We start from the raw sequence: 22,761 nt of genomic DNA, 5'->3' as shown, positions 1-22,761 counted from the left end.
CCTCTCGGGCGGCGACACGCCGCGACGGAAGGGCGCGCCTGGCAGATGATGCGTCGAGATGACGCTCACCGTCGGCCAGCAGCCATCCACACCGACAAAAACTGTCAGGTCGATTTCGCACCGCGCGTGAAAGCGGAGCGACCGCCTGTCACCATGTCGACATATGTATGCCGCTTTTCAACAGCGTCAACCCTGCACTCGGGCGGTCGGCTGACCCGCTCGCGGGGCGGCCCCGGCTACTGGGCGAGGCCGCTGGCGACCATGCTCCGGCCCGCAGCGACGATCGCCTCGCGAGACGGACGCGGACGGATGCCGAGGAGGTCGCGCAGCTTCGCGTCTGAGACCCGCTTGACGTAGCCGAGATCGGCGGCGACGGGCTTGAACTCGTCCGAGAACAAGGAAGCGATGCGAACGACGAAATCCGGAATCGAGCGAGTCGGAACCTTGGAGGCGTCAGCGCCGAGCTCCTCCCTCAAGATCACCCCGATCTGCTTCATCGCGATGGCGGGCTCGCCGTTGTCGATCAGGATGCGCTGACCCGCTGCGCCCTCGGCGGTCAGGGCGGCGATGTGTGCCGCGGCGACGTCGCGCACATCCACGACGGGCACGAACATGTTCGGGTAGCCCGGCATCTGCCCGTTCAGGCTGCGCTGGACGATGTGGTTCGCCCCCGACACCTCGCTGCCCATGATCGGCCCCATGACGGCGACGGGAAGGATGGTGGTCAATTCCATGCCGCGCCCTTCACGCTTGACGAAGTCCCACGCGGCCCGCTCGGCGAGGATCTTGCTGCGACCGTAGGCGTCGACGCCGGGGCCGTTCAGCGGCGACCAGTCGTCTTCGGTGAAGACGTGGTCGATCTTGCCGTGGCCGAAGCCGACGGCGTGGAATGCCGAGGTGAGAACGACCCGCCCGATGCCCGCGTCGCGCGCGGCACGGAGAACCCGGAGGGCGCCCTCGCGGGCCGGGGCTATCACGTCGTTCTCGTCCTTGACCTTGCCGGTGTGGATCGGAGACGCCAGGTGGATGACGTGATCCATGCCCGCGACGGCTGCCGCCCATCCGGAATCACTCATGAGGTCGGCCTCGACGAACGTGAGGGCTTCGTCTCGCGTGACGCCGGCTTCGCGGAGCACGGAGCGGACGACGTTCTCCGTGCGCAGCGACCGGAGGGTGGCACGGACGGAGTGGCCCTGGTCGAGGAGCTGCGTGATGACATGGCCGGCGATGAAGCCGGAGCCGCCGGTGACGAGAACGTTGGACATGCTGGGTGCCTTTCGGTGCGAGGTGGATCGAGTCGAGTCTGCCCGGTGCGGCCGCCTCGGCCCAGTGCCCTGCTGACACTGGTAGCGACAAGGACACCCACCGACGGACAGCCGGCGGTTAGCGTTGTGGATCATGAACGACGAGCCGAACGTGCTGGGCGAATACCTTCGAGCCAGACGCGAGCTGATCACACCCGAGCAGGTGGGCATTCCCGTGCTCGGCACGCGCCGTGTTCCGGGGCTTCGCCGCGAAGAGGTGGCGATGCTCTCGGGCATCAGCGCCGAGTACTACGTGCGCTTGGAGCAGGGGCGCGACCGCCGGCCGTCGGCGCAGATACTCGAGGCGATCGCCCGCGTGCTGCAACTCGAGGACGACCGATACCTCCTGAGCCTCGCCGAACATCGGCCCAGCCGGCAGCGCCGCAAGCCGCGCCGGGAGATTCTGCCCACGAGCACGGCCCGGTTCATCGACGAGTTGCCATTCCCGGCGTTCGCGGAAGGCAGGCACCTCGACGTGCTCGCCGCCAACCCGCTTGCCGCAGCCGTCTCCCCGCGACTGGCCAAGGGAGGCAACCGGCTTCGCGACGTGTTCCTCGACGAGGCCGAACAAGACCTCTTCGAGGACTGGGAGAGGGCGGCGGCGGCGCTGCTCGCCGGCTTCCGCCGGACGGTCGGCAGCAGTGTCGACGACCCTCGCGTCGTGGAGCTCATCGGTGAGCTCTCGCTCGTGAGCCCGACCTTCCGTCAGTTGTGGGCGCGGCACGACATCGCCGAACGCACGGGAGCGAGCGTCACGCTCGATCATCCGGTGGTCGGCCGCCTCCGCCTGGATCGCGAGAAGCTCGCCGTCAGCGGCACCGACGGCATCATGGTCGTCGTCTACCACGCCCAGCCGGGCACGGAGTCGGCGGAGCGCCTCGCGCTGCTCGGCTCGATGGCGGCTGCGTCGCCCTCAGCGTCCCCCGAGCACGACCGGGCGAAACACGACTCCCGCTGAACGGCTCGGCATCCGTCACTCGCCTGAGCGTTGGTCGAGCGCACCGCGCCGCTCGAAACGCTGTATGCCGCGGAGATCGCCGGTGCTGTCGTCTTCATCTCGGGCTCCACGGTCGGCCTGTACATCGCCTGTGCTGCCATGACTCTGAACGCCTGCTACATGATCACCGGCGCATGGCTGCTGGTCGTCCGCCTTTTCCAAGACAAGACCGACGCGACTTCCGGCTGAACATCTCGTCGATCCTTCACCCCTCGGTGAGTCGGTCCGAAGCGCCGTCGCCTGCGAAGCGCTGGGAGCGACGGTAGAAGGCGATGTTGATGAGCGGGAGGAGCGCTGTCAGCAGGATGGAGGCGAGAGTGGAGAAAAAGCCCGCGGCGAACGCGATGGCCAGCAGCGCACATGCGATGCCCCCGAAGAGCGTCTGCTGTCGAACGTAGGCCGCGGCTTCCGCGGGATCCTTGGCGAGATGCTGCGAGACGACGAGGATGCGACACAGCCACACCCACGCCAGGGTGATCGCGATGGCGGTGAGCTCGAATATACCGATGGCGACCAGTTGGTTCGTCTTTGCTGACTCGTCCCGAAAGGACGCGGCCAGCACACCGGTGGGAAACGAGAACACCGCCGCGAGGAAGAGCAAGAGGAGGTTGCGCAACAGGAGGGAGGCGTTCACGGCCTTCAGTCGGGTGAACAGCGCGTGATGGCTGAGCCAGATGAGGCCGAGCACCGCGAACGCGGCGACGAAGGCCAGGTAAGACGGCCACTGCGCGGCGAGGTCGGCCAAAAACGTGGCCGAGTCTTCTGGCGCGCGCAGATCGAGCACGAGCAGGGTGATCGCGATGGCGAAGACGCCGTCACTGAAGGTTTCGACGCGCCCTCGACTGGTGACCCGTTCACGCACTGCCATGGCGATGCACTCGTCTCGTCGATCATCCTCGGAGGGTGCAGTACACCGACGGTCGGCACCTCAGTGGTAAAACCGTACCCCTCTGTGCAGTTCTCCTGAAACCCGTGCACAGGTGCCCGGCCCCTCGTGGCGAGACGACTGAGGTCGTCGATGCTCACCCCTCGCCCGGATCCGGCGTAGGCGTGGAGTCGTCGGTGGCCTCCCTACTGCTGGCGGGGTCAGCTCACGAGAGTGTCGTCGCCGAACGTGCTCAGGTCGAGGACGAAGCGATGGCGCACGTCGCTTCTTCGAGGGCGTCGAGGGCGTCCTCGACGCTCCCGGGGCGCAATGATCTCGATGTCGGCGACGATGTTGTGTTCGCCGCAGAAGTCGAGCAGATCCTGGGTGTAATGGTGTCCGCCGCTTCCGGCTGATGCGAGTCGCTTCCGGCCGACGAGGAGGTCGATGGTGGAAATGGTGATGGGCCCGAGGCAGCCGAGGCAGCCGAGGCAGAAGAGCGTTCCGTCCAGGTCCAACGCGAGGGCATCCGTTCAGCACGTATGTTCCGTTGTGCCGCACGGGCCGCTTCAGGCGAGAAGTGCTCGGAGAAGTGCCTGGCGCAGCCAACCGCGGAACTCGTCGAGGGTGTAACCGAGACGACTGACCAGGAGTTCGTAGCTCTCCGGGCTGGCGATCGCCCAAGCCGTGTCGATGGCGGCTTTCCTGGTGAGTCCTGCTGTGAGCGCGCCCTCGGGAATGGCGCTGATGATCTGGTCGATGAGCCGGTGGCGAAGCAGTTGCAGTTCGTTCCAGTCCTCGGCGATCCGAGGGTCGACGGCTGCGGCGTCACGATAGAGCCGCCAGCCCAGCGAAGCACGCCCGGCCACTTCGGCGACGAGGTCGGCGAGTTCCACGAGCCTCTGCGCGGGCGCCATTTCGGCGGTGAAACGTTCGGAGGCCTCCTCCGGTGAACTCAACCCCCCGGGGAGGGCCCTCTCCATGTAGCCACGCAGAAGAGCGCGTTTGCTGCCCCACGCCGAGTAGAGCGTTTGGACTGATACTCGTGCGGCTGCAGCGAGCCGGGTGACCGTGGCAGCCGCGTAGCCGTGCGCCGCGAACTCCTGCTCGGCAGCCTTCAGCAGGCGGTCGCGTGTGTCCCGCCGCAGCTCATCGCCCACTCGGGCCTGCCGAGTCCGGTGGTCGCTCCCGAGAGCATTCTCCCCGCTCATGGACAACAGTCTAGCGGATGCTTTAGAGTGGCGCTCTAGTACGACTAGAACGTCGCTCTAAAGCATCTGAGAGGATCACCACCGTGAAGACATCCGCTCTCGACAAGCCCTGGCGCCGCCCCGGTCGTGCCGCATACGCGCGCACGCGGTTGAACGCTCTCCTGCACCCGCCTGTCACCGTCTACCCCATGTCTGCCGATGTCCGAAAAGACGAGGATGTGCCGGTGCGAATGGAGGATGGCGTGACGCTGCGCCTCAATCTGTTCCGGCCCGCTGACACGCAGAGCTCGTTACCGGTGCTGCTCTCGGCGCACCCCTACGGCAAGGACGCGGTGCCGAAGCTCAAGCGCGGCAGGTGGTCGATCAGCCCGCAGTTCCGCATCATGAACCAGTCGGCACCGTTGCGCATCTCGAACCAGACCAGTTGGGAGGCACCCGACCCGGTCTGGTGGGCCCAGCAGGGCTATGCGGTCATCAATCTGGACACTCGTGGCGGAGGGCACTCCGAAGGCCGCGGGAACCTCCTCTCCGATCAGGAGGCCGACGACATCGCCGACGTCATCGCCTGGGCCGCCGCTCAGCCGTGGTCCAACGGCCGAGTCGGAATGCTCGGGGTGTCCTATCTCGCGCTCTCCCAGTACAAGGTCGCCGCCCTGCGCCCTCCGGATCTCCAAGCGATCTGCCCCTGGGAGGGGTTCACGGATGCCTACCGCGACTTCTTCACCCCGGGCGGAGTCGTCGAGAACGGCTTCGCGACGGTTTGGCTGTTCCTCACCAAGCGGGTAGCCCGGTTGAGGACCGACCTGGCTGCCGAACGGCGGAAGCATCCGCTGCGAGACGCCTGGTGGGATGCGCTCACGCCCGACCTGTCGAAGATGACCGTCCCGATATTGGAGTGCACGAGCTTCTCCGACGACAACCTCCACAGCGTCGGGTCGATGCGGGCGTTTCAGAATGTCGGCTCCCGCGAGCGACACGCCTATACGCACCGGGGACCGAAGTGGGCGACCTTCTACGGGCAGGAAGCCCGCCAGCATCAGCTCACCTTCTTCGACCGCCATCTCCGAGAGGCGGACGTCGCCGAGGTGCCTCGACTGCGGCTGGAGATCCGCGACCGCCGGGACGGCGTCGTCGAAGTGCGCAACGAACAGGAATGGCCACTTGCTCGCACCGATTGGCGCCAGTTGTACCTCGGTGATGGCGGCACGCTCAGCGCTGCACATGCGACCGGCAGCGGTAGCGTCACCTTCGATCTGCGGCGCGACGCGGCGGCATTCGGGTACTCCTTCGAAGAGGACACCGAACTCAGCGGTCCGATGACCCTGCGTCTTCAGGTGTCTACAACCGGAGCAGCCGACCCGCGCCTGTTCGTCGGAGTGGAGAAGTGGTCGCGCGGCGCGCCCGTTGCTTTCGAGGGCTCCTACGGATATGGACGTGACCGCGTCGCGCAGGGCCGGTTGCGCCTCGCGCTCCGAGAACTCGACCCGCTCCTGAGCGCCCCGCATCAACCCGAGCACACCTTTCGAACGCTCCAGCCCGTCGTCGACGACGACGAGATGGAAGTCCTGATTCCGCTCAGCTCGTCCGCCACCCTTTTTCGCGCAGGCGACGGCCTTCGTCTCCTCGTCGCCGGACGCTACCTGCAACCCCGCAACCCACTCTTCGGGCACTTTCCCACCTCGTACCAGCGCACCGGTTCGGGAAAGGCGAGGATCACCTGGTCGCCGGGGCGACCCTCAGCGCTCGAGGTTCCGGTCATTCCCCGATGAGGCTCGACGGAGTTCGAGGGAAGCTCAGTGCTCGAGCAGCCGCCGGAGCATGTCGCCGAGGACGGCCCGCTCGTCGGCGTCGAGAGGAGCGAACGATTCGCGCACGACCTGTTCGGTCAGTTCTCGTCCGGCGGCGAAGACCCGCTCGCCCTCGGGCGTGAGCTCGGGGCGAATGGACCGTCCGGCGACGGCGGTTCGGCGGATCAGCCCTCGGGATTCGAGGCGTGTGGCGAGGGTGCCGAAGGCCTGGTCGGTTTGAAAGGTCAGCACGGCGAGGTCGTGCTGCGAGACGCCTGGGTTCTCATGCAGGTGCCGCAGCGCGTCCCACTGCACGAGGGTGACACCCACGGGGCGGAGCGCCTCCGTCGCAGCACGATGATGCTTGACCTGCACTCGCTTCACCGCGAGTCCCAACGCTGCCAGTGATGTGTCCACCGCTTCACTCTAACAACGTTTGAAACTTGCTTATATAAATATGCGTATATAGAGTTGACCCATGAGCGTTCCTCTTTCTGTTTCCATCTCGACGACGTTCGGTGATGTTTCTCTCACCGCGGATGAACGCGGCACCGGCCGACCGGTGGTCATCCTCCACGGCGGCGCCGGGCCCATGTCGGTGACCGGCTTCGCCGATCTGCTCGCCGAGGCCACCGGCACGCGGGTGATCGTGCCGACCCATCCCGGATTCGGTGGAACGCCTCGACCGGCCGAGCTCTCGAGCATCGCAGAACTCGCCGAGCTGTACGCCGGCCTTCTCGAGACGCTCGACCTCACCGACGTCGTCGTGATCGGCAACTCGATGGGCGGATGGATAACCGCCGAGTTGGCGCTGCGTCATCCCGACCGGCTCGGCCGCATCATCCTGGTCGATTCCGTCGGCATCGACGTGCCCGGCCATCCGGTGGCCGCGTCGCTCCCGCCCTCCCAGCTCGCCGAGTACAGCTGGTACGACCCCTCGAAAGCTCCCCGCCTCGACCCGGCGAAGCTGTCGCCCGAGATGGCGCGGGTGCTGGCTGGCAACCAAGCCGCGCTCGCGCTCTACGGACAGGCCAGACCGACGCGACCCTGCTCGGTCGGCTCTCAGACATCCGTGTCCCCGCCCTCGTGCTCTGGGGCGAGGCCGACCGCGTGGTCGACCCGGACTACGGGCGCGCGTTCGCCGCCGCGATTCCCGCATCACGGTTCCAGCTGCTCGAGAAGACCGGGCACGTGCCGCAGATGGAGACGCCTGACGTGCTTCTGGCCGCGATCCGTCCATTCATCTCGGTTTAGCCGAAGGGCCGCCGACGCGCTCGCCAGCCACGGTGCGCCCGCAGTCATCACGCGGACCGGCCCGACCATCTCACCGCACGCCGACCGATGAGGCCGGCGTCCACGCCTCGCTGCTCGAGAGCGAGGATGCGTGTCACGACCGCTGGGCGGCCGGCTGCGGATGCAGGGTCCAGCCGGGCACGACGCTCGCCAGGTAATCGTGCACGACGCCGGCCATGTCGATCATTCCAGGATCGTAGAGCCACTGGAGTTGCGCACCGTCCTGCACCGCGACCAACGTGGTCGCAACGACCCGCGGATCGAGGCCCGGAGCGAGCGCCCCATCTGAGGCGAGCGCCGCGAAGATGCCCGTGAGGTAGTCGCGCCAGATCCGCAGCCGTTCGGCATGGTGAGCGTGCGCCGGATGCTCGGAGGAGGTCGCCTCAGCGAACAGCACGGTGTGCAGCTCGACCAGCCCGGGTCGGCGCGCGTTGTCCAGCATGACGTCGACGACACTCCGGAGCACCTGCAGCGGTTCGCCGTCGCGCATGAGCTGCGCGCTCTCGACAGAACGCGCCTCGAGCACCTCGAGGAGGAGTTCCTCCTTGCTGGCGAAATGGTGCACCAAGCCGCGCTGGCTGATTCCGGCACGCTCGGCGATCTTCTTCATCGTCCCCGCCCGGAATCCCGACTCGGCGAACTCCTCGGTCGCCGCGTGCACGATGCGCTCCCGCACCGCGGCGGATTTCGCGTAGGCCCCGCGTACACGTGTGACATCCGACATGAAATCCCCCCGATCCGTCCCGCGCGCCCGTTCGAACACGACCAACGCTATCGCCGTCCATTGTCAGCTTGGGGGCCGACTTGAAATTACCATCACAGCGCGATTTTCGTGCTAGATTCGCTCCGCGTACGTGATCGAGCGATCGTCGCGAGTCGAGGAGGACACATGGCGGATGCGGAACAGTCGCCCGACCACACGATGTCGCCTGACCCCGTTGCAGAGAATGCGCTCTCGGTGGCAGCGGTTCCCGGGCTCGCTCAGGGGAGCGTCGTGCTCGACGCATCCGAACCACCGAAGGTGAGCGCGTCATTCATCTGGCTGCTCGTCTCGAGCACGTTCGGTCTGTATCTCGCGTTCATCGCCCCCGTCGGCATTTCGCTGGCGGTCCGAGTGCAACAGCTGGCTCCTGCGCATCCCGAATATCTCGGCTACATAACCGGTGCCGGCTCGATCGTCGCCCTGCTCTCGATTCCGTTGGTCGGTGTGATCAGCGACGGCACCCGATCGCGACTCGGGCGCCGCAGGCCGTTCATCCTCATCGGCAGCCTGGTGGGTTTCGCCGCGCTCATCGTGATGGCGTCGGCGCCGAGCATCGCCACGCTCGGCGTCGGCTGGGCGCTCGCCCAACTCGGATTCGGCAATGCTCTCACCGGACTGGTCAACGTCACCGCTGATCGCCTTCCCGAGTCCCAGCGCGGGCGCGTCTCGGGCCTCACCGGCTTCGTCCAGCTCGTCGCCCCCGTCGCGGGAGTCGGTCTCGCAGCCGGGTTCGTCAGCAACAATTATCTGCTGTTCCTCGTTCCCGGGCTGGTCGGCGTACTGCTCGGGTTGGTGTTCGTCGTCTTCGCGCGAGGAGATGATTCCCGCGCTCTCCCCCCGGCCGAACGGCTGCGATGGAACACCCTGTTGCCCAAGTACGTCTTCAATCCGCGTCAGTACCCGGCATTCGGCTGGAACTGGCTCGGTCGATTCCTGGTGTACTTCGCACTGAGCCTCAGTACGACGTTCACGTCGTTCTACTTCGCCGAGAAGGCGGGCACGACGGTCGCCGAGATCGCCGGGCTGTTCGCCATCGCCTCCATCGCCGGTATCGGCGCCGCAGCGCTCGGAGCGCTCGGAGGCGGGATCCTCTCGGATCGCCTGCGCCGCCGCCGTATCTTCGTGCTGGTCGCCTGTGTCGTCTTCGCCTGCGGGGCCGTCATCTTGGCATTCGCGCCAGGAATGACAATCGTGATCATCGGGTTCGTGGTCGTCAACCTCGGCACGGGAATCTTCAGCTCGGTGGACCAGGCGATAGTCCTCGACATCCTGCCAGAGCGCGAAGCTCATGCGGGCCGCTTCGTGGGGATCAACCAACTGGCCCTGCAGATCGGCCAATCCGTGGCCCCGCTCACGGCGCCAGCCCTCCTGCTCGTCGGCGCGACGGCGGGCCAGCAGAACTACGGACTCCTGTTCCTGCTCGCCGCCGGCTGCACGGTCGCCGGCGGCCTCATCATCTACCTGAAAGTCAGCGGCTCTCGATGAGTGCGCCGCCTGCGCATTCGACCGGCCTCCCCCGTTCATCCACCATCAGAAGGACACATTCCGCATGAGCGAGCTTCGAACCGCACCCGAGCATCCCTATCAAGATCCCCAGCTCCCTGTCGAGCAGCGGGTCGCCGACCTGGTTTCCCGCTTGTCGCTCGAAGACAAAGCCGGCCTTCTCTTCCACACGATCGCTCTGATGGTGGACCCCTCCACGGATCTCGAAGTGATGGGAATGCCATCGCTCGAGTCCATGATCCGCGACCGCCGGATGACGCACTTCAATCTTGTCGGCTCGCCCGGGGCCGGGCGCGAGTTCGCCGCCTGGACGAATTCCGTTCAGCGCATCGCCTCGCGTACGGGCTGGGGAATACCGATAACGTTCTCCACCGATCCGCGGCACTCCTTCAGCGACAATCCCGCTGCGGCGATGGCGGCCGGACCCTTCTCTCAATGGCCGGAGACTCTCGGATTGGCAGCGATCGGCTCCGAGGAGCTCGTGCAGCAATTCGCAGACATCGCTCGGAAGGAGTACCTCGCCGCCGGAATCCGGCTCGCGCTGCATCCGCAGATCGACCTCGCGACGGAACCGCGCTGGTCCCGCATCGTGGGTACGTTCGGTGAGGACGCCGACCTCACCTCCCGACTGGGTGCGGCGTACATCCGCGGGTTCCAGGGCGACATGCTCGGCGCCGATTCGGTGTCCACGATGACGAAGCACTTCCCCGGTGGTGGACCGCAGAAGGATGGCGAAGACCCGCACTTCCCCTATGGCCGAGAGCAGGTGTATCCGGGTGATGGCTTCGCCTACCATCTGCGGCCCTTCCTCGCCGCGATCGAGGCCGGCACGTCGCAGATGATGCCGTACTACGGCATGCCGGTCGGCACGGAGTACGAAGAGGTGGGATTCGGTTTCAACAAATCAGTCATCACGGGCCTGCTGCGCCAGGAGCTCGGCTTCGACGGCATCGTGTGCACCGACTGGAGCATCGTGACCGACTCGAGCGTGCAGGGCGAGCTCATCGAAGCCCGTGCCTGGGGAGTCGAGCATCTCGCCCCCATCGACCGCCTCGAAAAGGTGCTGCATGCCGGCGCCGATCAGTTGGGCGGGGAGCACTGCACGGAGCTGCTCATCGAGCTCGTGCACTCGGGCCGGGTGTCCGAGGACCGCATCGATGTGTCGGTGGCGCGACTGCTGCGCGAGAAGCTCACTCTCGGCCTCTTCGACGACCCCTACGTCGACGAAGACCAGGCGGAGATCGTCATCGGCAACGAGGAGTTCCGCTCGGCAGGGCGGGTGGCGCAGCGCGCGTCGGTCACGGTGCTGAAGAACGCCGTGCCGACGGATGCGAGCAACGCGACCCGTCCCATCCTGCCGCTCGCGAGCGGCCTACGGGTATACGCCGAGGGCGTCGCGGCGACGGCCGTCGCGACGCGCGGGGAGGTGGCCGCCAACCCGGAGGAGGCCGACGTCGCCATCATCCGTCTGCAGGCACCCTTCGAACCGCGCACCGGAGGAGTCGCGCCGTACTTCCGCGCCGGCAGCCTGGAGTTCACGGAGCACGACGTCTCGCGGCTCCGAGAGCTCGCGGAGCGAATTCCCGTCATCGTGGACGTCTACCTCGACCGGCCGGCGCTCCTCGCCCCGGTGGCCGAGCTCGCAGCGGCGCTGATCGTGGACTACGGCGCCTCGGATGACGCAGTACTCGATGTGCTCTTCGGTGCCGCGGCGCCGGAAGGACGGCTGCCGTTCGACATTCCACGTTCTCAGGAAGCCGTGGCAGCCCAGCGTCCCGACGTGCCGTTCGATACGGCGGACCCGCTCTTCCGCTTCGGTGATGGTCTCGACCTGCCGAGCGCCCCCGACGGGGAAGGTGGATCATGAGTAATTCGACCCCCTCGATGCAGGAGAAGCCCGTGTCGACGATGAAAGCCGTCTACACGGCGGCCCCGGGCGCTGTCGAGGTGCGGGAGGTGCCGACTCCCACGGTGGGGCCGGAGGACGTTCTGGTGCGGATGCGCGCGTGCGGCATCTGCGGCACCGACCTCGGTTTCGTGGCGGCGGGCGGCATGCCCTACCTCGGCCAGCCGATCGCGCTCGGACATGAGCCGGCCGGCGAGGTCGTCGACGTCGGCGCACGCGTAACCGACATCTCCGTAGGAGACCACGTCGTCGTCAACCCGATGTCAGCCCCGAGCGGCATCATCGGCAACGGTGGCGCGCTGGGTGCCCTTCGAGAGCTGCTCGTCATCGAGAACGCGCGCGTCGGCCGTGATCTGGCGATCATCCCCGAGTCTCTTCCGTTCTGGTTGGCAGCACTCAACGAGCCGATGGCGGTCGCCAAACACCTGGTGAATCGAGGCGCGCCCCTCTCCTCCGAGAGTGCCGTCGTGTTCGGGGCCGGGCCGATCGGGCTCGGAGCGGCGATCTGGCTGAAGCTGGCCGGAGTGTCCCATGTGGTCGTGGTGGACGTCGTGCGTGCACGGCTGGACAAGGCGATCGACGTCGGGGCGGATGCGGTGATCGACTCTTCGAACGAGGACGTCGCGGCACGGCTGATGGAGCTTCACGGCGAGGCGGCCAACGCGATCGGCATGCCGCGCCCGGCCACCGACCTGTACCTGGACGCCGCCGGCGCCCCGTCGGTGCTCCAAACCGCCATCGCCTCCGCGAAGTGGGGAGCCCGCCTCGTGATGGCGGGCGTGCACAAGCAGCCCGAGCTGATCGACACGGGCCAGATGATGATCGCGGAGCTCACCTTCTCCTCGTCGATGGGCTACCCCACCGAGATCTTCGAGGTGACCGCCGACCTGATCGCGCATCAGGAGCGATTCGCGAAACTGGTCAGCCACCGCATCGACTTCGGCGATGTCGAGAGCGCGATCGAGCTGGCGGGCACTCCGGGCGCCACCGACAAGGTGGTGATCACATTTGGCCCCTGATGCGGCGGTCGTGCATCGATCACCCGCGGCCTTTCTGAGGTCTCGTCGCACAGGAAGAGCCGATTCTCGCCGGACGGTGGTGTTCGTCGGTGACAGCATCACGCGCGGAGTGGTGAGTTCGAACTGGATCGAGGCCGTGGCCCGGCGTCACGGTCACCGCCCCATCGACTTCGTCAACGCCGGAGTCAATGGCGACCTCGCGTTCAACGTCGCGGCCCGGCTCGACGAGGTGGTGGAGTGCCGGCCGGATGCCGTGACGCTGTTGATCGGCACCAACGACGTTCAAGCGACCTACAGCGAGAGGATGGAGCGGATGTTCCGACGGCAGAACGGCCTTCGGTCTCCTCCGACTCTCGCGAGCTATCGGAGTGCCGTCTCGGAGATCCTCGAGATCGTGCACCGTCGCACCTCCGCTCGCATCGCTGTGATCGAGATACCGATGATCGGCGAGGACCTCGGCAGTCCGATGAACGAGAAGGTCGACGCATACAACGTCGTGCTGCGAGCGCTTGCGGAGGAGCGCGGCGACGACGTGCTGCCCATTCGGGCGGGGCTGGAGCGGCTTCTCACGTCGGGCCGCACGCCGCCCCCGTATACGGCCGACATCTCCTTGATCGTCAAAGCCTCATTGGCCCATGGAATTCTCCGGCGGTCGTGGAACGACATCTCCAGTCGCAACGGCCTCGAGGTGCTGACGGACCAGGTGCACCTGAACGACAGGGCCGGAGCCGTCATTGCGAAAGCGGTCTCGGTCTTCGTGGAGCGGCTCAGTCAGGGGCACGGGCAGTGACCGGCCCGCGCCATCTCACCGGAGCGGAGCAGTGGCGCGATCGAACACGACCTCGCGAAGCCGGTCGCCGCACAGCCGCACCGCTCCATCGAGCACGGCGTGCTCCCCCGCCGTCGCGGCCGCGACGCGCGCCGCGGCCTGCGGAAATGCATCGCGCAGAATGCGGCTGACCGGTTCGACCAGCAGGTCACCGTTGGAGCCGATGGAGCCGCCGAGGATGATCAGCTCGGGGTCGAGCACGAGGGCGAGCGATGCCGACACCCGCGCGATGCGTCGGGCGGTGCGCTCGACGGCTCGAAGGGCCGCGGCATCTCCCGCGCGCGCCGCGTCGAAGACGGCTCGGGCCGACGGTGGAGGTGCCATGCCTTCGGCTTCGGCATCCGTCGTCACGCTCTGCGCGCCCAGGGAGTCGTCGATCTCGTCGCCCGGGCCAGGGAGGTAGGCGATCTCGCCGGCGGCGCCCGTACTTCCCCGTCGCAGTTCTCCGTCGATCACGACCCCGGCACCGACGCTGGCTCCCACGCTGAGCAGCACGAAGGAGGACAGTCCGCGAGCGCTGCCCCCGACCTGCTCGGCGATCGCGGCGAGGTTGGTGTCGTTCTCGAGCGACGCGGGGCAGGGCAGGGCATCGGCGAGCGCGCTCGCGAGCCCCACTCCCCCGGCGGCCAAGCCGGATGCCAGGCGCAACTCTCCGCCCTCGCCCACGACGGCCGGCACCCCGATCACGCACACCTGCAGGTCGTCGAGATCGACGTCGGCGTCGCTGCACGCCTGTGCGAGCAGGCGGTGCACGAGAGCCGCCGTCTCCGGGGCGCTCGAGTGGTCGGCGTCGGCGCTCGCGCGGGCGAGTGGCTGCCGGCCGAGGCCGGTGATGATCACGCGCACCCGATGATGACCGATGTCGACCGCCGCGCCGACGGATGCCCGCTCGCGGAGCCCGTAGAGCGTGGCGACGGGTCCGCGGCGTGACACGTCGAATCCGGCGCGTTCCACGGCACCGCGTCGTTCGAGCTCGGTGAGCGTCTGGGCGATCGCCGTCTTGGACAACCCGGTCGCGTCGCGCAGTTCGGGTCGACCGATCGGGCCCTGCCGGTCGACCACCTCGAGCACGGCTCGCGCGTTGAGGGAGCGCAGCAGCGCGGGCGGCCCGGCCGTGATCTCGGTCATGCCGCTCAAGCGAGCGGCTTGCGCGCCGCCGCCGCGATCTCGGCCTCGCGCGCCTGCTCGGCGAGCGCGTCGGCATCCGTTGCCGAAGACCCTGCCGAAGACGCAGCGAGATCGCCGAGGCCGATGTCGGCGCCCTCGGGCACCGTGACGTCGCTCTGGCGCAGGAACAGCGCGATGGCGAACGAGACCACGAGCAGCACGAGCGGAACGGTGGTGGTGAGGAAGATGAACGTTCCGGCGGGGTCGGGGCCCGGCTTGTCGCCGCTGACGTATCCGTAGGCTGTGCCGACGATCCAGAATGCGAGCGCCGTCACGAGAGCGGAGGCCCGCGTCAGCACGTTGCCGACCGAGAGGTACATGCCCTCACGGCGGCGGCCGGTCTCGGCGGCGTCGACGTCGATGATGAGCGCCTGCACGAGGAACGGGATGACGAAGTGGCCCGCGAGGCCGACCGCGAGGCTGACGCCCGCGAGCAGCCCGCTCACGAGGTCGTGCGCGAAGAACAGCGGGATGACCGAGAGCGCGAACACGACGATCGACACCTTGAACGAGAGCAGCGCACCGAGCCGACGCACCACGAAGTACCAGCCGATGGCGAGGGGGATGACCGAGGCGAACGTCGTCACGAGCAGGATCGACACCTCGGCGCCCTGAAGCCCGAGCACGTACTTGGCATAGAAGGCGATGGTCGAGGAGGTGAGGCCGAGAACGGATGCCGCGAGCAGGTACGACACGTTGAAGACCCAGAACGGGCGGTTCGACAGCGTGATGCGGAGCGCCTCGCGGATGCGCAGCGGCTCCTCGACGCTCGCGGCCGGATTCTCCCTGGTCAGCAGCGTCGAGATGACCATGAGCACGGCGAACGCCACGGCGTAGCTGAGCGCCATGCCCGAGAACCCGATGGCGTCGTAGAGGATGGGCGTGAGCGCGGTGCCCACGATGAGCGCCACGATGTAGAACGCCTGCTGCAGAACGCTCACGCGCGCACGGCGCTTGGGGTCGGGGTAGAGCTCGGGGAACAGCGCGAGGTAGTTCACCGAGATGATCGCCATCGACGTCTCGAAGAGCAGCTGGAAGGCAAGGAACCAAACGAACAGCCCCCAGCCCTCCACTGCATCGGGAACACTGTAGAGCAGCACGAAGAACACCGCGTAGAAGGGCAGCGAGGAGAGAATCCAGGGCTTGCGACGGCCCCAGCGGGTGCGGGTGCGATCGGAGGCGTAACCGGCGGCGGGCTGCACCGCCGCGTCCCACACGACATAGATCGTGCGAGCGAGCGCGTACATGCCCACGCCGAGACCGAGGGTGTCGATGTAGTAGAAGCTGTAGAACAGCGAGAACGCCGTCGAGAGGAGCATGATGGCGAAGTAACCCAGGCTGTACACCGACGGGGTGTTGACCGGTGATCGGGACACGAACTCTCCTTCGAGCGACGCACGTATAGTGTCGAGTAGGACACTTCATGGTCTACTCCGTGGAGACTGTTCTAGCACGGATGCCGCGGCGGCACCAATGGCCCGCGCGTGGGCAGGCGGTGGAGGAATCGAGGAGGATTCATGGCGAAAGACGCGAGCGCGGATGCCTTCGCCGGCGTGCAGACCGGGCGCCGTCCCGTCACCGGGCACGACGACCCCGACGGCGACCTGCGCGTTTTCGCGGTGCAGTACCGCATCGACCTCGCCCACGCCGAGTCCATCGAGACCTATCGCTCGGCGATGCGTACCCTCATGGACGACCTCGTCGTGCCGCACCTCGTGCCCGGGCGACCGACGCTCGTCGTCTACCCCGAGGCGGTCGGGCTGCCCGTCGTCGCGCTCGGCGAGCGCGGCGCCGGCTTCCGCGCCCTGGCGGATGAACCGCTCGAGCCGGTGAGCGAGCTGCCGGCCGCGCTCATGGCGGCAATGGGCGCGCTCGCCGAGGCATCCGCCGACCGCATCGCCGCCTATGGGCAGCTGTTCGGCGGCTTCGACCCGCGCACCGCGCTCTACCTCGCCGCGACCGACACCGCCGCCCGCGCGTTCTCGCAGACCTTCAGCGACATCGCCCGCGACTACGGCGTGTGGGTGGTCGCCGGCAACTACCAGACGCCCTACCGGGAGTCGAGCGATGCCGGCGAGATCGCCGCGTTCGGCACACCGGGCGAGAAGGAGGTGTTCGTCGCGACGACGCCGGCCGTGACGAACGCCACCTTCCTCTGGGGCCCGGACGACGTGCATCCCGAGGCGGCGACCGGCGAGCGCAACCTGCTCGCTCGCAACGAGAAGGCGCCCCTGACCGAGATGGAGCTCGAACTGCTCGGTCTCGCCGAGGGGCCGGTCGACGGTGAGGCGGCACGCGCCAACGCCGGCTGGGTCGATGTCGCCGGATTCAAGGTGGGCTTCGCAACCAGCCTGCCCGCCTTCATGTACGGCTACCCGTTCGGCGATCGGCCGGAGGGATTCGACCCGTTCGCCGACATCCGCTCGTCGTATGCCGCCGTGCAAGACGCGCTCGGGGTCGACGTGATGATCCAGGCCGACGCCAACCCGGGCCCGTGGGCGGCGCCGGTGGCCTCCGGCGCCTGGCAGCCGCTCGAGTGGATGGGCTCGACCTGGCGCGCGGTGGCCGACCCGTCGGTGCGGTTCCGCTACAACGTGACGCCCATGATGACCGGCAACCTGCTCGACCTCATGTTCGACGGGCAGTCATCCATCACCGCGCGCGGGCACGCCGGCGAGGGCGCGCACTTCGTCGGCACCCTCGAGAAGGGCGAGCTCGACCCCGCGGAGTACGACGTGTACGGGGGCGAGAAGGCGGAGTTCCTCGCGGTGTCGCCGTGGCTCGTGACGGATGCGTCGCGCGAGCAGTTGCTGGCGATAACCGGCGCCCTCGCGCCCGGCTCGGGGTCGCCGATCGAGAACGGCTTCGTCGAGACGGCCATCTACGCCGACCTGCGGCGAGCGGATGTCGACGCTTTGGCGGCAGCGAACGCGACGGCGGCGATCACGGCAGCCGCATGCGGCTCAGCGGCGGCGAGCACGGGAGACGCCGACCGATGACGGAGCCCTCGCCCCTCACCGGCCGCGACAGCGCGTGGGGCTTTCCCATCATCGACTTCCACTGCCACTTCCCCGTGCCCGACGAGCATCCCGACCCAGCCGAGGCCGCCTACCGCGCGGAGTTCGGCGACGCCAAGGCCGACAAGCTCGAGGCTGACTGGCGCTGGTACCAGGAGCAGTGGTGGACCAACTACGGCTTCCCGTTTCCCGAAGACGTGGAGCCTGCGGCATCCGTCCAGGCCAGGCGATGGACCGCCGAGGTCGAGGACGCCCAGCTCGACGCCGTGGTCTTCATGACGGGCGGCGGCAACGACGCCCTCGCCGACGCGATCGCCGACGACCCGCGCCTGCTGGGCTTCGCGCACCACGATCCGTTCGCCCCGAATGCCGCGGCCGAGCTTCACCGGGCGGTGACCGAGCGTGGACTGCGCGGCTACAAGGTGATCGCCCCGACGCTGCCCGGACCCATCGACTCGCGCGAGCTCTACCCCGTGTGGCAGACGGCGGAGGACCTCGGCATCCCCGTGCTCATCCACTTCGGACCCAACAACGGCGGCGGCGGAACCGGCTGGCACCAGAACATCGACCCGCTGCGCCTGCACGAGGTGGCCAAGGCCTTCACCGACACGGCCTTCGTCATTCCGCACTTCGGCTGCGGCTACCCGCGCGAACTGCTGCACCTCATGTGGGCATGCCGAAACGTGCATGTCGACACCTCGGGCAACAACGAGTGGATTCGCTGGATGCCCGACCGTTTCACTCTGGCCGACTACTTTCGCACGTTCTTCGAGACCGTCGGGCCGAGCCGCATAGTGTTCGGCAGCGACTCGGCGTCGTTTCCGCGCGGGCTCGCCCGGCGCTACTACGACGAGCAGGTGCGCATCGTGCGTGAGATGGGCATGACGGATGCCGACCGCCACCTCGTCTTCTCCGGCAACGCGGCACGACTGCTGGGGCTCTCATGACGTCTACCGAGTCGCTCACGACGTTCGCCCCGGTCATCGACGCGCCAGAGACGCTGCATCCCACCGGAAACCTGCTCGTTTCACTGCCCGAGCTCGACGAGCACGGCGTGTGCCGGTCGATCGGCATCGTGAGCGAGGCGGAGCGCGGAGTGCTCGCGGCGGTCGGCGGCGAGCAGGGTGTGCTCGCGCCATCCGTGACGGTCGACGGTTCGGCCGTGACGCCCTCGTTCACATGGACCCGCGTGGCCGACTGGGTGCCGCACGCGGAGGCATCCGTCACCGGTGGCATTGTCACGGCCGAGTGGGTCGCGCCTCTCAGCCGCGGCGGCACGAGCGATGCCGGCGTCGTCGCCCGGCTGAGCTATCGCAACGAGACGGATGCCCCGCAGCACGTCGACCTGCGCTGGAGCGGGCAGTGGGCGTCGACGGTCGTGCACCACTTCCGCGCCAAGCAGCTCGCGGTCACGCTCGCGACCCGCGACGACCCGTGGACGGGCGCCCGCGCGGTGTACGCCGGCGCCGAGCGACTGCTGCTCGCGGTGTCGTGGCGACCCGGAGCCGGTGCCGCCCACGACGAGAACGCGCCGGCGAACGGGTGGGCGGTGACGCGAAGCGCATCCGTCGCCCCGGGCGAGACGCTCGACCTGGACGTGTACGTGGGAGTCGCGCCCGAGCCCGACGGGTCGGGCGCGACCGCCCTGCACCTGCGCCGCCGAGGATTCGATGCCCTGCGCGCCGACACCCGCGCATGGCTGAGTGCTCACGGCCCCCGCTTCGACTCCCCCGAACTGACCGCTCGGGCACGGCTCAACCTGTTCTTCTGCTTCTTCTACGGGCAGGCCGATTGCCTCGACACCGGCCGCACCGTCGCGCTCACCTCGCGGAGCCCCCGCTACTACGTGAGCGGCGCGTTCTGGAGCCGCGACGTGTACTGGTGGGCGTTTCCCGCGGTGCTGCTGACGGATGCGACCCGCGCCCGCCGCGTTCTCGTCGCCTCGATCGAGAACGCCGGCGAGGACATCGCGCAGCACGCTCTCTACATCACCGGCGGGCGCCTCTATCCGGGCTTCGAGCTCGACGAACTGTGCATCCCCCTGCTCGCCCTCTGGCGCTACGTCGACGCGACCGGCGACCGCGGCGTCGTCTCGGAACCGGCCGTGCAGCGGCTGTTCGGCACGTTCGAGCGCGAGCTCGCGGAGGTGTTCGACGCCGAACTCGGCCTGTACGGCACCATGCTGCTGCCCACGGATGACCCGACCGACCATCCCTTCACGGCGACGAACAACGCGCTCGTGGCCGTGGCGCTGCGCATCGTCGGCCGCCTCACGGGCGATGCCGACCTCGTCGCCCGCGGGGAGGCGCTCGCGGAGCGGCTGGCCGAAGCCTTCGTGCACGAGGCGCCGACCGAGGGAACGACGTCCGCACCGGGCAGCGGCGAGCACCGCTGGGCGTGGGCGATCGACGCAGACGGCGAGCCGGAGTGGCGCGAGGAGCCTCCCCTGAGTCTTCGCACCCTCGCCTACTGGGGGGTCGTCGACGAGACGGATGCCGCGTTCGCCACGACACTGCGCTGGCTGGTGACCGACTACGCCTACCACTACGACGGCCCTTTCCCGGGAGCGGGCGCCCCGCACTTCGCGTCGCCCTCCGCATTCGACCTGGGCAACCGGATGCTGACGGGCAACGCCGACCTCGGCGACCCCGTCGCCGCCTTCGTCGCCACCCCGATGGACACGGGCATCGCGTGCGAGTCGTGGCATCCCGACACCGGCATCGCTGTGACGGGTGCGGCGATGGCGAGCGTCGCCGGCTTCGTCGCGTGGACCGCGTGGGCGGATGCCGTCGGCCACCGTCAGTGGGACGACCCGTTTCCGCTGCCCGGTGCCGACGGGAGCCGCCCATGACGCTCGTCATCGCGCATCGCGGCGCGAGTGCCGACGAGCCGGAGCAGACCCGCGAGGCCTATGCGGCGGCGATCGCGCAGGGCGCCGACGGCGTGGAGTGCGACGTGCGCCTCACGGCAGACGGCGTGGTCGTGTGCCTGCACGACGGCACGCTCGACCGCACCTCCACCGGTACCGGCGCCGTTCACGAGCTCACCCTCGATGAGCTGCGTGCGTTCGACTACGGCGCCCGCGGACGACCCGGAACGCTGCTCACGCTCGAGGAGCTTCTCGGCCTCGCGCGGGGCGCCCGGCGACCGCTCGTGCTGGCGATCGAGCTGAAGCATCCGAATCCCTTCGGCACGGCGATCGAGGCGGCCGTGCTCGAGGTGCTCGATCGCGCCGGCTGGGACGCGCGAGCCTCCCGGATCGAGAATGTGAGGGTCAGCCTCATGAGCTTCAACCCCGAGTCCATCGAGGTGCTCGCCACCGTCGTGCCGGCGGAACACCTCATGGTGCTCACGGGGGATCTCGTGCTCGACGACGTGGCGGGCGAGCTGCCGAACGAGCTGCCCGCAGCCGAACGCGCCGCCCTCGCCGCGCAGCTCGCCGAGGCTCTCCGGGTCGGGCGGTCACTCGTCGACGCCGGCGCGGTCGGCCAGGTCGGTCCGGACATCGAGCTCGTCCGCGCCGACCCCGAGCTCGTGCGCGGGTGGCTCGGCGCCGGGCGCACCGTGCGGGTATGGACCGTCGATGATGCTGCCGACATCGAGCTGTGCGTCGCGCTCGGGGTGAGCGAGATAACGACGGATGCCCCGGCCCGCGCCCGCGCCGCTCTCGACGAGTTCGCCGCGCGCTCCAGCATCCGTTTCCCAGACGACCCCGAACAGGAGCACCCATGAACCGCACCGACGTTCTCGTGATCGGAGCGGGCCTCGCCGGCCTCGCCGCCGCCCGTGCCCTCGCAGCAGCGGGCCGAAGCGTGCGCGTGCTCGAGGCCCGCGACCGGGTGGGCGGGCGCACGAAGGGCGGCTCGACCGCCGACGGCCAGTGGGTCGAGCTCGGCGGCCAGTGGATCGGGCCGACGCAGGACCGCATGTACGAGCTCGTCTCCGAGCTCGGGCTGCAGACCGTGCCCACCTACAACACCGGCAAGACGCTCGTGAAGCTCGGCGGCAAGAAGAGCCTCATGGGAGAGAAGAAGGGCGCCATCCCCCGGCTCAGTCCCATCGCCCTCGCCGACCTCGGCCAGGGGCTCGCGCGCTTCACGGCGCTCTCCAAGAAGGTCGACCTCGACCGTCCGTGGCTCACGCCGAACGCGCCGATGCTCGACGGGCAGACCTATCGCAGCTGGATTCGGCGCAACCTGCGCACCGCGGCCGGGCGCGCGTACTTCCAGATCTCGTGCGAGGCGCTGTTCTCGGCCGATCCCAGCGACATCTCACTGCTGCACGCGGCCTTCTACATGAAATCGGGCGTCGACCTCGAGACGCTCATGGCCGTCGATCGAGGCGCCCAGCAAGATCGCGTCGATGGCGGATCCGTACTCGTGAGCGAACGGATGGCGCAGCCGCTCGGTGACGCCGTCGTGCTGGGCGCCGCCGTTCGCCGCATCGAGCACGACGACGCCGGGGTGCGGGTGTTCACACGGAGCGGAGAGCTCTTCGAAGCCGACTGTGTCATCGTCACTCTCCCACCCACGCTCGCGGGGCGCCTGGAGTACTCGCCTCCCCTGCCCGGCTGGCGCGACCAGCTCACCCAGCGGGTGCCGTCCGGGTCGGTGCTCAAGCTCTACCTGGTCTACGAGACCCCGTTCTGGCGGAGGCAGGGCCTGAACGGGCAGGTCGGCTCGGACACCGGGCCGGTCAAGGTGACCTTCGACAACTCGCCTCCCGGGTATGAGAAGGGCATCATGCTCGGCTTCATGGAGGGCAACGACGGCCGCGAGTGGGCGCGGCGAACGCCCGACGAGCGCAAGCAGGCGTTCATCGACAACCTCGCCGAGTACTTCGGCGAAGAGGCGCGGCATCCGCTCGAGTACATCGAGCAGGACTGGATGGCGGAGGAGTTCAGCCGCGGCTGCTACGGAGCGCACTTCACGCCCGGCGTGTGGACCGCGTACGGGCAGGCGTTGCGCGACCCGGTCGGACGCATCCACTGGGCGGGCACCGAGTACTCCCCGATCTGGAACGGCTATATGGAGGGCGCCGTGCGCTCGGGGGAGGCGACGGCCGCGGAGGTGCTCGCGGGGGGTTAGTCCGGTACGGCTT

At 68.3% G+C, this 22,761-nt stretch carries 21 protein-coding genes and 1 pseudogene; 15 read left to right on the top strand and 7 right to left on the bottom strand.

The annotated features are described in order from the left end of the window. Positions 1-236: 236 nt before the first annotated feature. On the bottom strand, positions 237-1,265 hold the full coding sequence (locus tag E6C70_RS08450) for an NAD-dependent epimerase/dehydratase family protein (RefSeq protein ID WP_136424108.1): 1,029 nt from the start codon (positions 1,263-1,265) through the stop codon (positions 237-239). 133 nt (positions 1,266-1,398) lie between these two features. Between E6C70_RS08450 and E6C70_RS08445 the strand changes: the two genes are divergently transcribed. Together E6C70_RS08445 and E6C70_RS08440 are read left to right on the top strand one after the other, a co-directional pair. Continuing rightward, on the top strand, positions 1,399-2,262 hold the full coding sequence (locus E6C70_RS08445) for a helix-turn-helix domain-containing protein (RefSeq protein ID WP_136424107.1): 864 nt from the start codon (positions 1,399-1,401) through the stop codon (positions 2,260-2,262). Between the two features lie 30 nt (positions 2,263-2,292). Then, entirely contained in the window at positions 2,293-2,490 is a 198-nt protein-coding gene (locus E6C70_RS08440; protein WP_136424106.1) for a hypothetical protein, read from the top strand. 16 nt (positions 2,491-2,506) lie between these two features. Here the strand turns inward: E6C70_RS08440 and E6C70_RS08435 are convergent, their stop codons facing one another. Next, the gene (locus E6C70_RS08435; RefSeq protein ID WP_136424105.1) at positions 2,507-3,169 is read right to left on the bottom strand and encodes a TMEM175 family protein; all 663 of its coding nucleotides are present in this window, start codon (positions 3,167-3,169) and stop codon (positions 2,507-2,509) included. Positions 3,170-3,204: 35 nt separating this feature from the next. Here E6C70_RS08435 and E6C70_RS08430 point away from each other — a divergent pair, with 35 nt between their 5' ends. Further along, the gene (locus E6C70_RS08430; protein WP_136424104.1) at positions 3,205-3,582 is read left to right on the top strand and encodes a hypothetical protein; all 378 of its coding nucleotides are present in this window, start codon (positions 3,205-3,207) and stop codon (positions 3,580-3,582) included. A gap of 153 nt (positions 3,583-3,735) precedes the next feature. On the opposite strand, the gene E6C70_RS08425 is transcribed toward E6C70_RS08430, so the two are convergent. Continuing rightward, positions 3,736-4,377, bottom strand: coding sequence for a TetR/AcrR family transcriptional regulator (locus tag E6C70_RS08425; protein WP_136424103.1), 642 nt, complete (start codon positions 4,375-4,377; stop codon positions 3,736-3,738). Between the two features lie 83 nt (positions 4,378-4,460). Between E6C70_RS08425 and E6C70_RS08420 the strand changes: the two genes are divergently transcribed. Next, positions 4,461-6,146, top strand: coding sequence for a CocE/NonD family hydrolase (locus E6C70_RS08420; protein WP_207670068.1), 1,686 nt, complete (start codon positions 4,461-4,463; stop codon positions 6,144-6,146). Positions 6,147-6,170: 24 nt separating this feature from the next. Here E6C70_RS08420 and E6C70_RS08415 read toward each other — a convergent pair whose 3' ends face one another. After that, entirely contained in the window at positions 6,171-6,581 is a 411-nt protein-coding gene (locus E6C70_RS08415) for a MarR family winged helix-turn-helix transcriptional regulator (RefSeq protein WP_136424102.1), read from the bottom strand. 61 nt (positions 6,582-6,642) lie between these two features. Between E6C70_RS08415 and E6C70_RS08410 the strand changes: the two are divergent. Next, a pseudogene (locus E6C70_RS08410) lies at positions 6,643-7,260 on the top strand (alpha/beta fold hydrolase); the annotation flags it as partial. Continuing rightward, positions 7,251-7,418 carry an alpha/beta fold hydrolase gene (locus E6C70_RS17300; protein ID WP_407921029.1) on the top strand — a complete coding sequence of 56 codons (168 nt, stop codon included), beginning with the start codon at positions 7,251-7,253 and terminating at the stop codon, positions 7,416-7,418. The pseudogene E6C70_RS08410 and the gene E6C70_RS17300, both read left to right, overlap by 10 nt. A gap of 133 nt (positions 7,419-7,551) precedes the next feature. On the opposite strand, the gene E6C70_RS08405 is transcribed toward E6C70_RS17300, so the two are convergent. Beyond that, positions 7,552-8,181 carry a TetR/AcrR family transcriptional regulator gene (locus E6C70_RS08405; protein ID WP_136424101.1) on the bottom strand — a complete coding sequence of 210 codons (630 nt, stop codon included), beginning with the start codon at positions 8,179-8,181 and terminating at the stop codon, positions 7,552-7,554. 165 nt (positions 8,182-8,346) lie between these two features. On the opposite strand from E6C70_RS08405, the gene E6C70_RS08400 reads away from it, so the two are divergent. From E6C70_RS08400 to E6C70_RS08385, 4 genes are all read left to right on the top strand, one after another. Next, positions 8,347-9,705, top strand: coding sequence for an MFS transporter (locus tag E6C70_RS08400; protein WP_235833352.1), 1,359 nt, complete (start codon positions 8,347-8,349; stop codon positions 9,703-9,705). 64 nt (positions 9,706-9,769) lie between these two features. Continuing rightward, entirely contained in the window at positions 9,770-11,590 is a 1,821-nt protein-coding gene (locus tag E6C70_RS08395; protein ID WP_136424100.1) for a glycoside hydrolase family 3 protein, read from the top strand. Continuing rightward, positions 11,587-12,648, top strand: a complete 1,062-nt coding sequence (locus E6C70_RS08390) for a zinc-dependent alcohol dehydrogenase (protein WP_207670066.1) — start codon at positions 11,587-11,589, stop codon at positions 12,646-12,648. The genes E6C70_RS08395 and E6C70_RS08390 overlap by 4 nt, the downstream gene beginning before the upstream one ends. Positions 12,649-12,724: 76 nt before the next feature. Continuing rightward, positions 12,725-13,438 (top strand): SGNH/GDSL hydrolase family protein, encoded by a 714-nt coding sequence (locus tag E6C70_RS08385; protein ID WP_168770888.1) that lies wholly within the window; start codon positions 12,725-12,727, stop codon positions 13,436-13,438. Positions 13,439-13,453: 15 nt separating this feature from the next. Here E6C70_RS08385 and E6C70_RS08380 read toward each other — a convergent pair whose 3' ends face one another. Together E6C70_RS08380 and E6C70_RS08375 are read right to left on the bottom strand one after the other, a co-directional pair. Next, on the bottom strand, positions 13,454-14,605 hold the full coding sequence (locus tag E6C70_RS08380) for an ROK family transcriptional regulator (protein ID WP_136424098.1): 1,152 nt from the start codon (positions 14,603-14,605) through the stop codon (positions 13,454-13,456). 5 nt (positions 14,606-14,610) lie between these two features. Then, the gene (locus E6C70_RS08375; protein WP_136424097.1) at positions 14,611-16,020 is read right to left on the bottom strand and encodes an MFS transporter; all 1,410 of its coding nucleotides are present in this window, start codon (positions 16,018-16,020) and stop codon (positions 14,611-14,613) included. 141 nt (positions 16,021-16,161) lie between these two features. On the opposite strand from E6C70_RS08375, the gene E6C70_RS08370 reads away from it, so the two are divergent. The 5 genes from E6C70_RS08370 to E6C70_RS08350 are packed head-to-tail and all read left to right on the top strand — an operon-like array spanning position 16,162 to position 22,748. After that, the gene (locus E6C70_RS08370; RefSeq protein WP_136424096.1) at positions 16,162-17,643 is read left to right on the top strand and encodes a hypothetical protein; all 1,482 of its coding nucleotides are present in this window, start codon (positions 16,162-16,164) and stop codon (positions 17,641-17,643) included. After that, on the top strand, positions 17,640-18,608 hold the full coding sequence (locus tag E6C70_RS08365; protein ID WP_168770887.1) for an amidohydrolase family protein: 969 nt from the start codon (positions 17,640-17,642) through the stop codon (positions 18,606-18,608). The genes E6C70_RS08370 and E6C70_RS08365 overlap by 4 nt, the downstream gene beginning before the upstream one ends. Further along, on the top strand, positions 18,605-20,512 hold the full coding sequence (locus tag E6C70_RS08360) for a glycoside hydrolase family 125 protein (protein ID WP_136424094.1): 1,908 nt from the start codon (positions 18,605-18,607) through the stop codon (positions 20,510-20,512). The genes E6C70_RS08365 and E6C70_RS08360 overlap by 4 nt, the downstream gene beginning before the upstream one ends. Continuing rightward, positions 20,509-21,393 (top strand): glycerophosphodiester phosphodiesterase, encoded by an 885-nt coding sequence (locus E6C70_RS08355; protein ID WP_136424093.1) that lies wholly within the window; start codon positions 20,509-20,511, stop codon positions 21,391-21,393. Before E6C70_RS08360 ends, E6C70_RS08355 begins: the two co-directional genes overlap by 4 nt. Then, positions 21,390-22,748: a flavin monoamine oxidase family protein gene (locus E6C70_RS08350; RefSeq protein WP_136424092.1), complete on the top strand. Its 1,359-nt coding sequence runs from the start codon at positions 21,390-21,392 to the stop codon at positions 22,746-22,748. Before E6C70_RS08355 ends, E6C70_RS08350 begins: the two co-directional genes overlap by 4 nt. Positions 22,749-22,761 lie beyond the last annotated feature (13 nt).

This window comes from Orlajensenia flava, from assembly GCF_004801905.1.
Classification (GTDB): Bacteria; Actinomycetota; Actinomycetes; order Actinomycetales; family Microbacteriaceae; genus Orlajensenia; species Orlajensenia flava.
This window is presented reverse-complemented; position numbering and strand designations above follow the sequence as displayed.

Bases quoted from the DNA above. Each gene is read 5' to 3' on its own strand.
- E6C70_RS08365 (WP_168770887.1), top strand. From the start codon at position 17,640: ATGACGGAGCCCTCGCCCCTCACCGGCCGCGACAGCGCGTGGGGCTTT.
- E6C70_RS08390 (WP_207670066.1), top strand. From the start codon at position 11,587: ATGAGTAATTCGACCCCCTCGATGCAGGAGAAGCCCGTGTCGACGATG.
- E6C70_RS08400 (WP_235833352.1), top strand. From the start codon at position 8,347: ATGGCGGATGCGGAACAGTCGCCCGACCACACGATGTCGCCTGACCCC.
- E6C70_RS08350 (WP_136424092.1), top strand. From the start codon at position 21,390: ATGAACCGCACCGACGTTCTCGTGATCGGAGCGGGCCTCGCCGGCCTC.
- E6C70_RS08370 (WP_136424096.1), top strand. From the start codon at position 16,162: ATGGCGAAAGACGCGAGCGCGGATGCCTTCGCCGGCGTGCAGACCGGG.
- E6C70_RS08380 (WP_136424098.1), bottom strand. From the start codon at position 14,605: ATGACCGAGATCACGGCCGGGCCGCCCGCGCTGCTGCGCTCCCTCAAC.
- E6C70_RS08355 (WP_136424093.1), top strand. From the start codon at position 20,509: ATGACGCTCGTCATCGCGCATCGCGGCGCGAGTGCCGACGAGCCGGAG.
- E6C70_RS08425 (WP_136424103.1), bottom strand. From the start codon at position 4,377: ATGAGCGGGGAGAATGCTCTCGGGAGCGACCACCGGACTCGGCAGGCC.
- E6C70_RS08360 (WP_136424094.1), top strand. From the start codon at position 18,605: ATGACGTCTACCGAGTCGCTCACGACGTTCGCCCCGGTCATCGACGCG.
- E6C70_RS08405 (WP_136424101.1), bottom strand. From the start codon at position 8,181: ATGTCGGATGTCACACGTGTACGCGGGGCCTACGCGAAATCCGCCGCG.
- E6C70_RS08435 (WP_136424105.1), bottom strand. From the start codon at position 3,169: ATGGCAGTGCGTGAACGGGTCACCAGTCGAGGGCGCGTCGAAACCTTC.
- E6C70_RS08450 (WP_136424108.1), bottom strand. From the start codon at position 1,265: ATGTCCAACGTTCTCGTCACCGGCGGCTCCGGCTTCATCGCCGGCCAT.
- E6C70_RS08445 (WP_136424107.1), top strand. From the start codon at position 1,399: ATGAACGACGAGCCGAACGTGCTGGGCGAATACCTTCGAGCCAGACGC.
- E6C70_RS08395 (WP_136424100.1), top strand. From the start codon at position 9,770: ATGAGCGAGCTTCGAACCGCACCCGAGCATCCCTATCAAGATCCCCAG.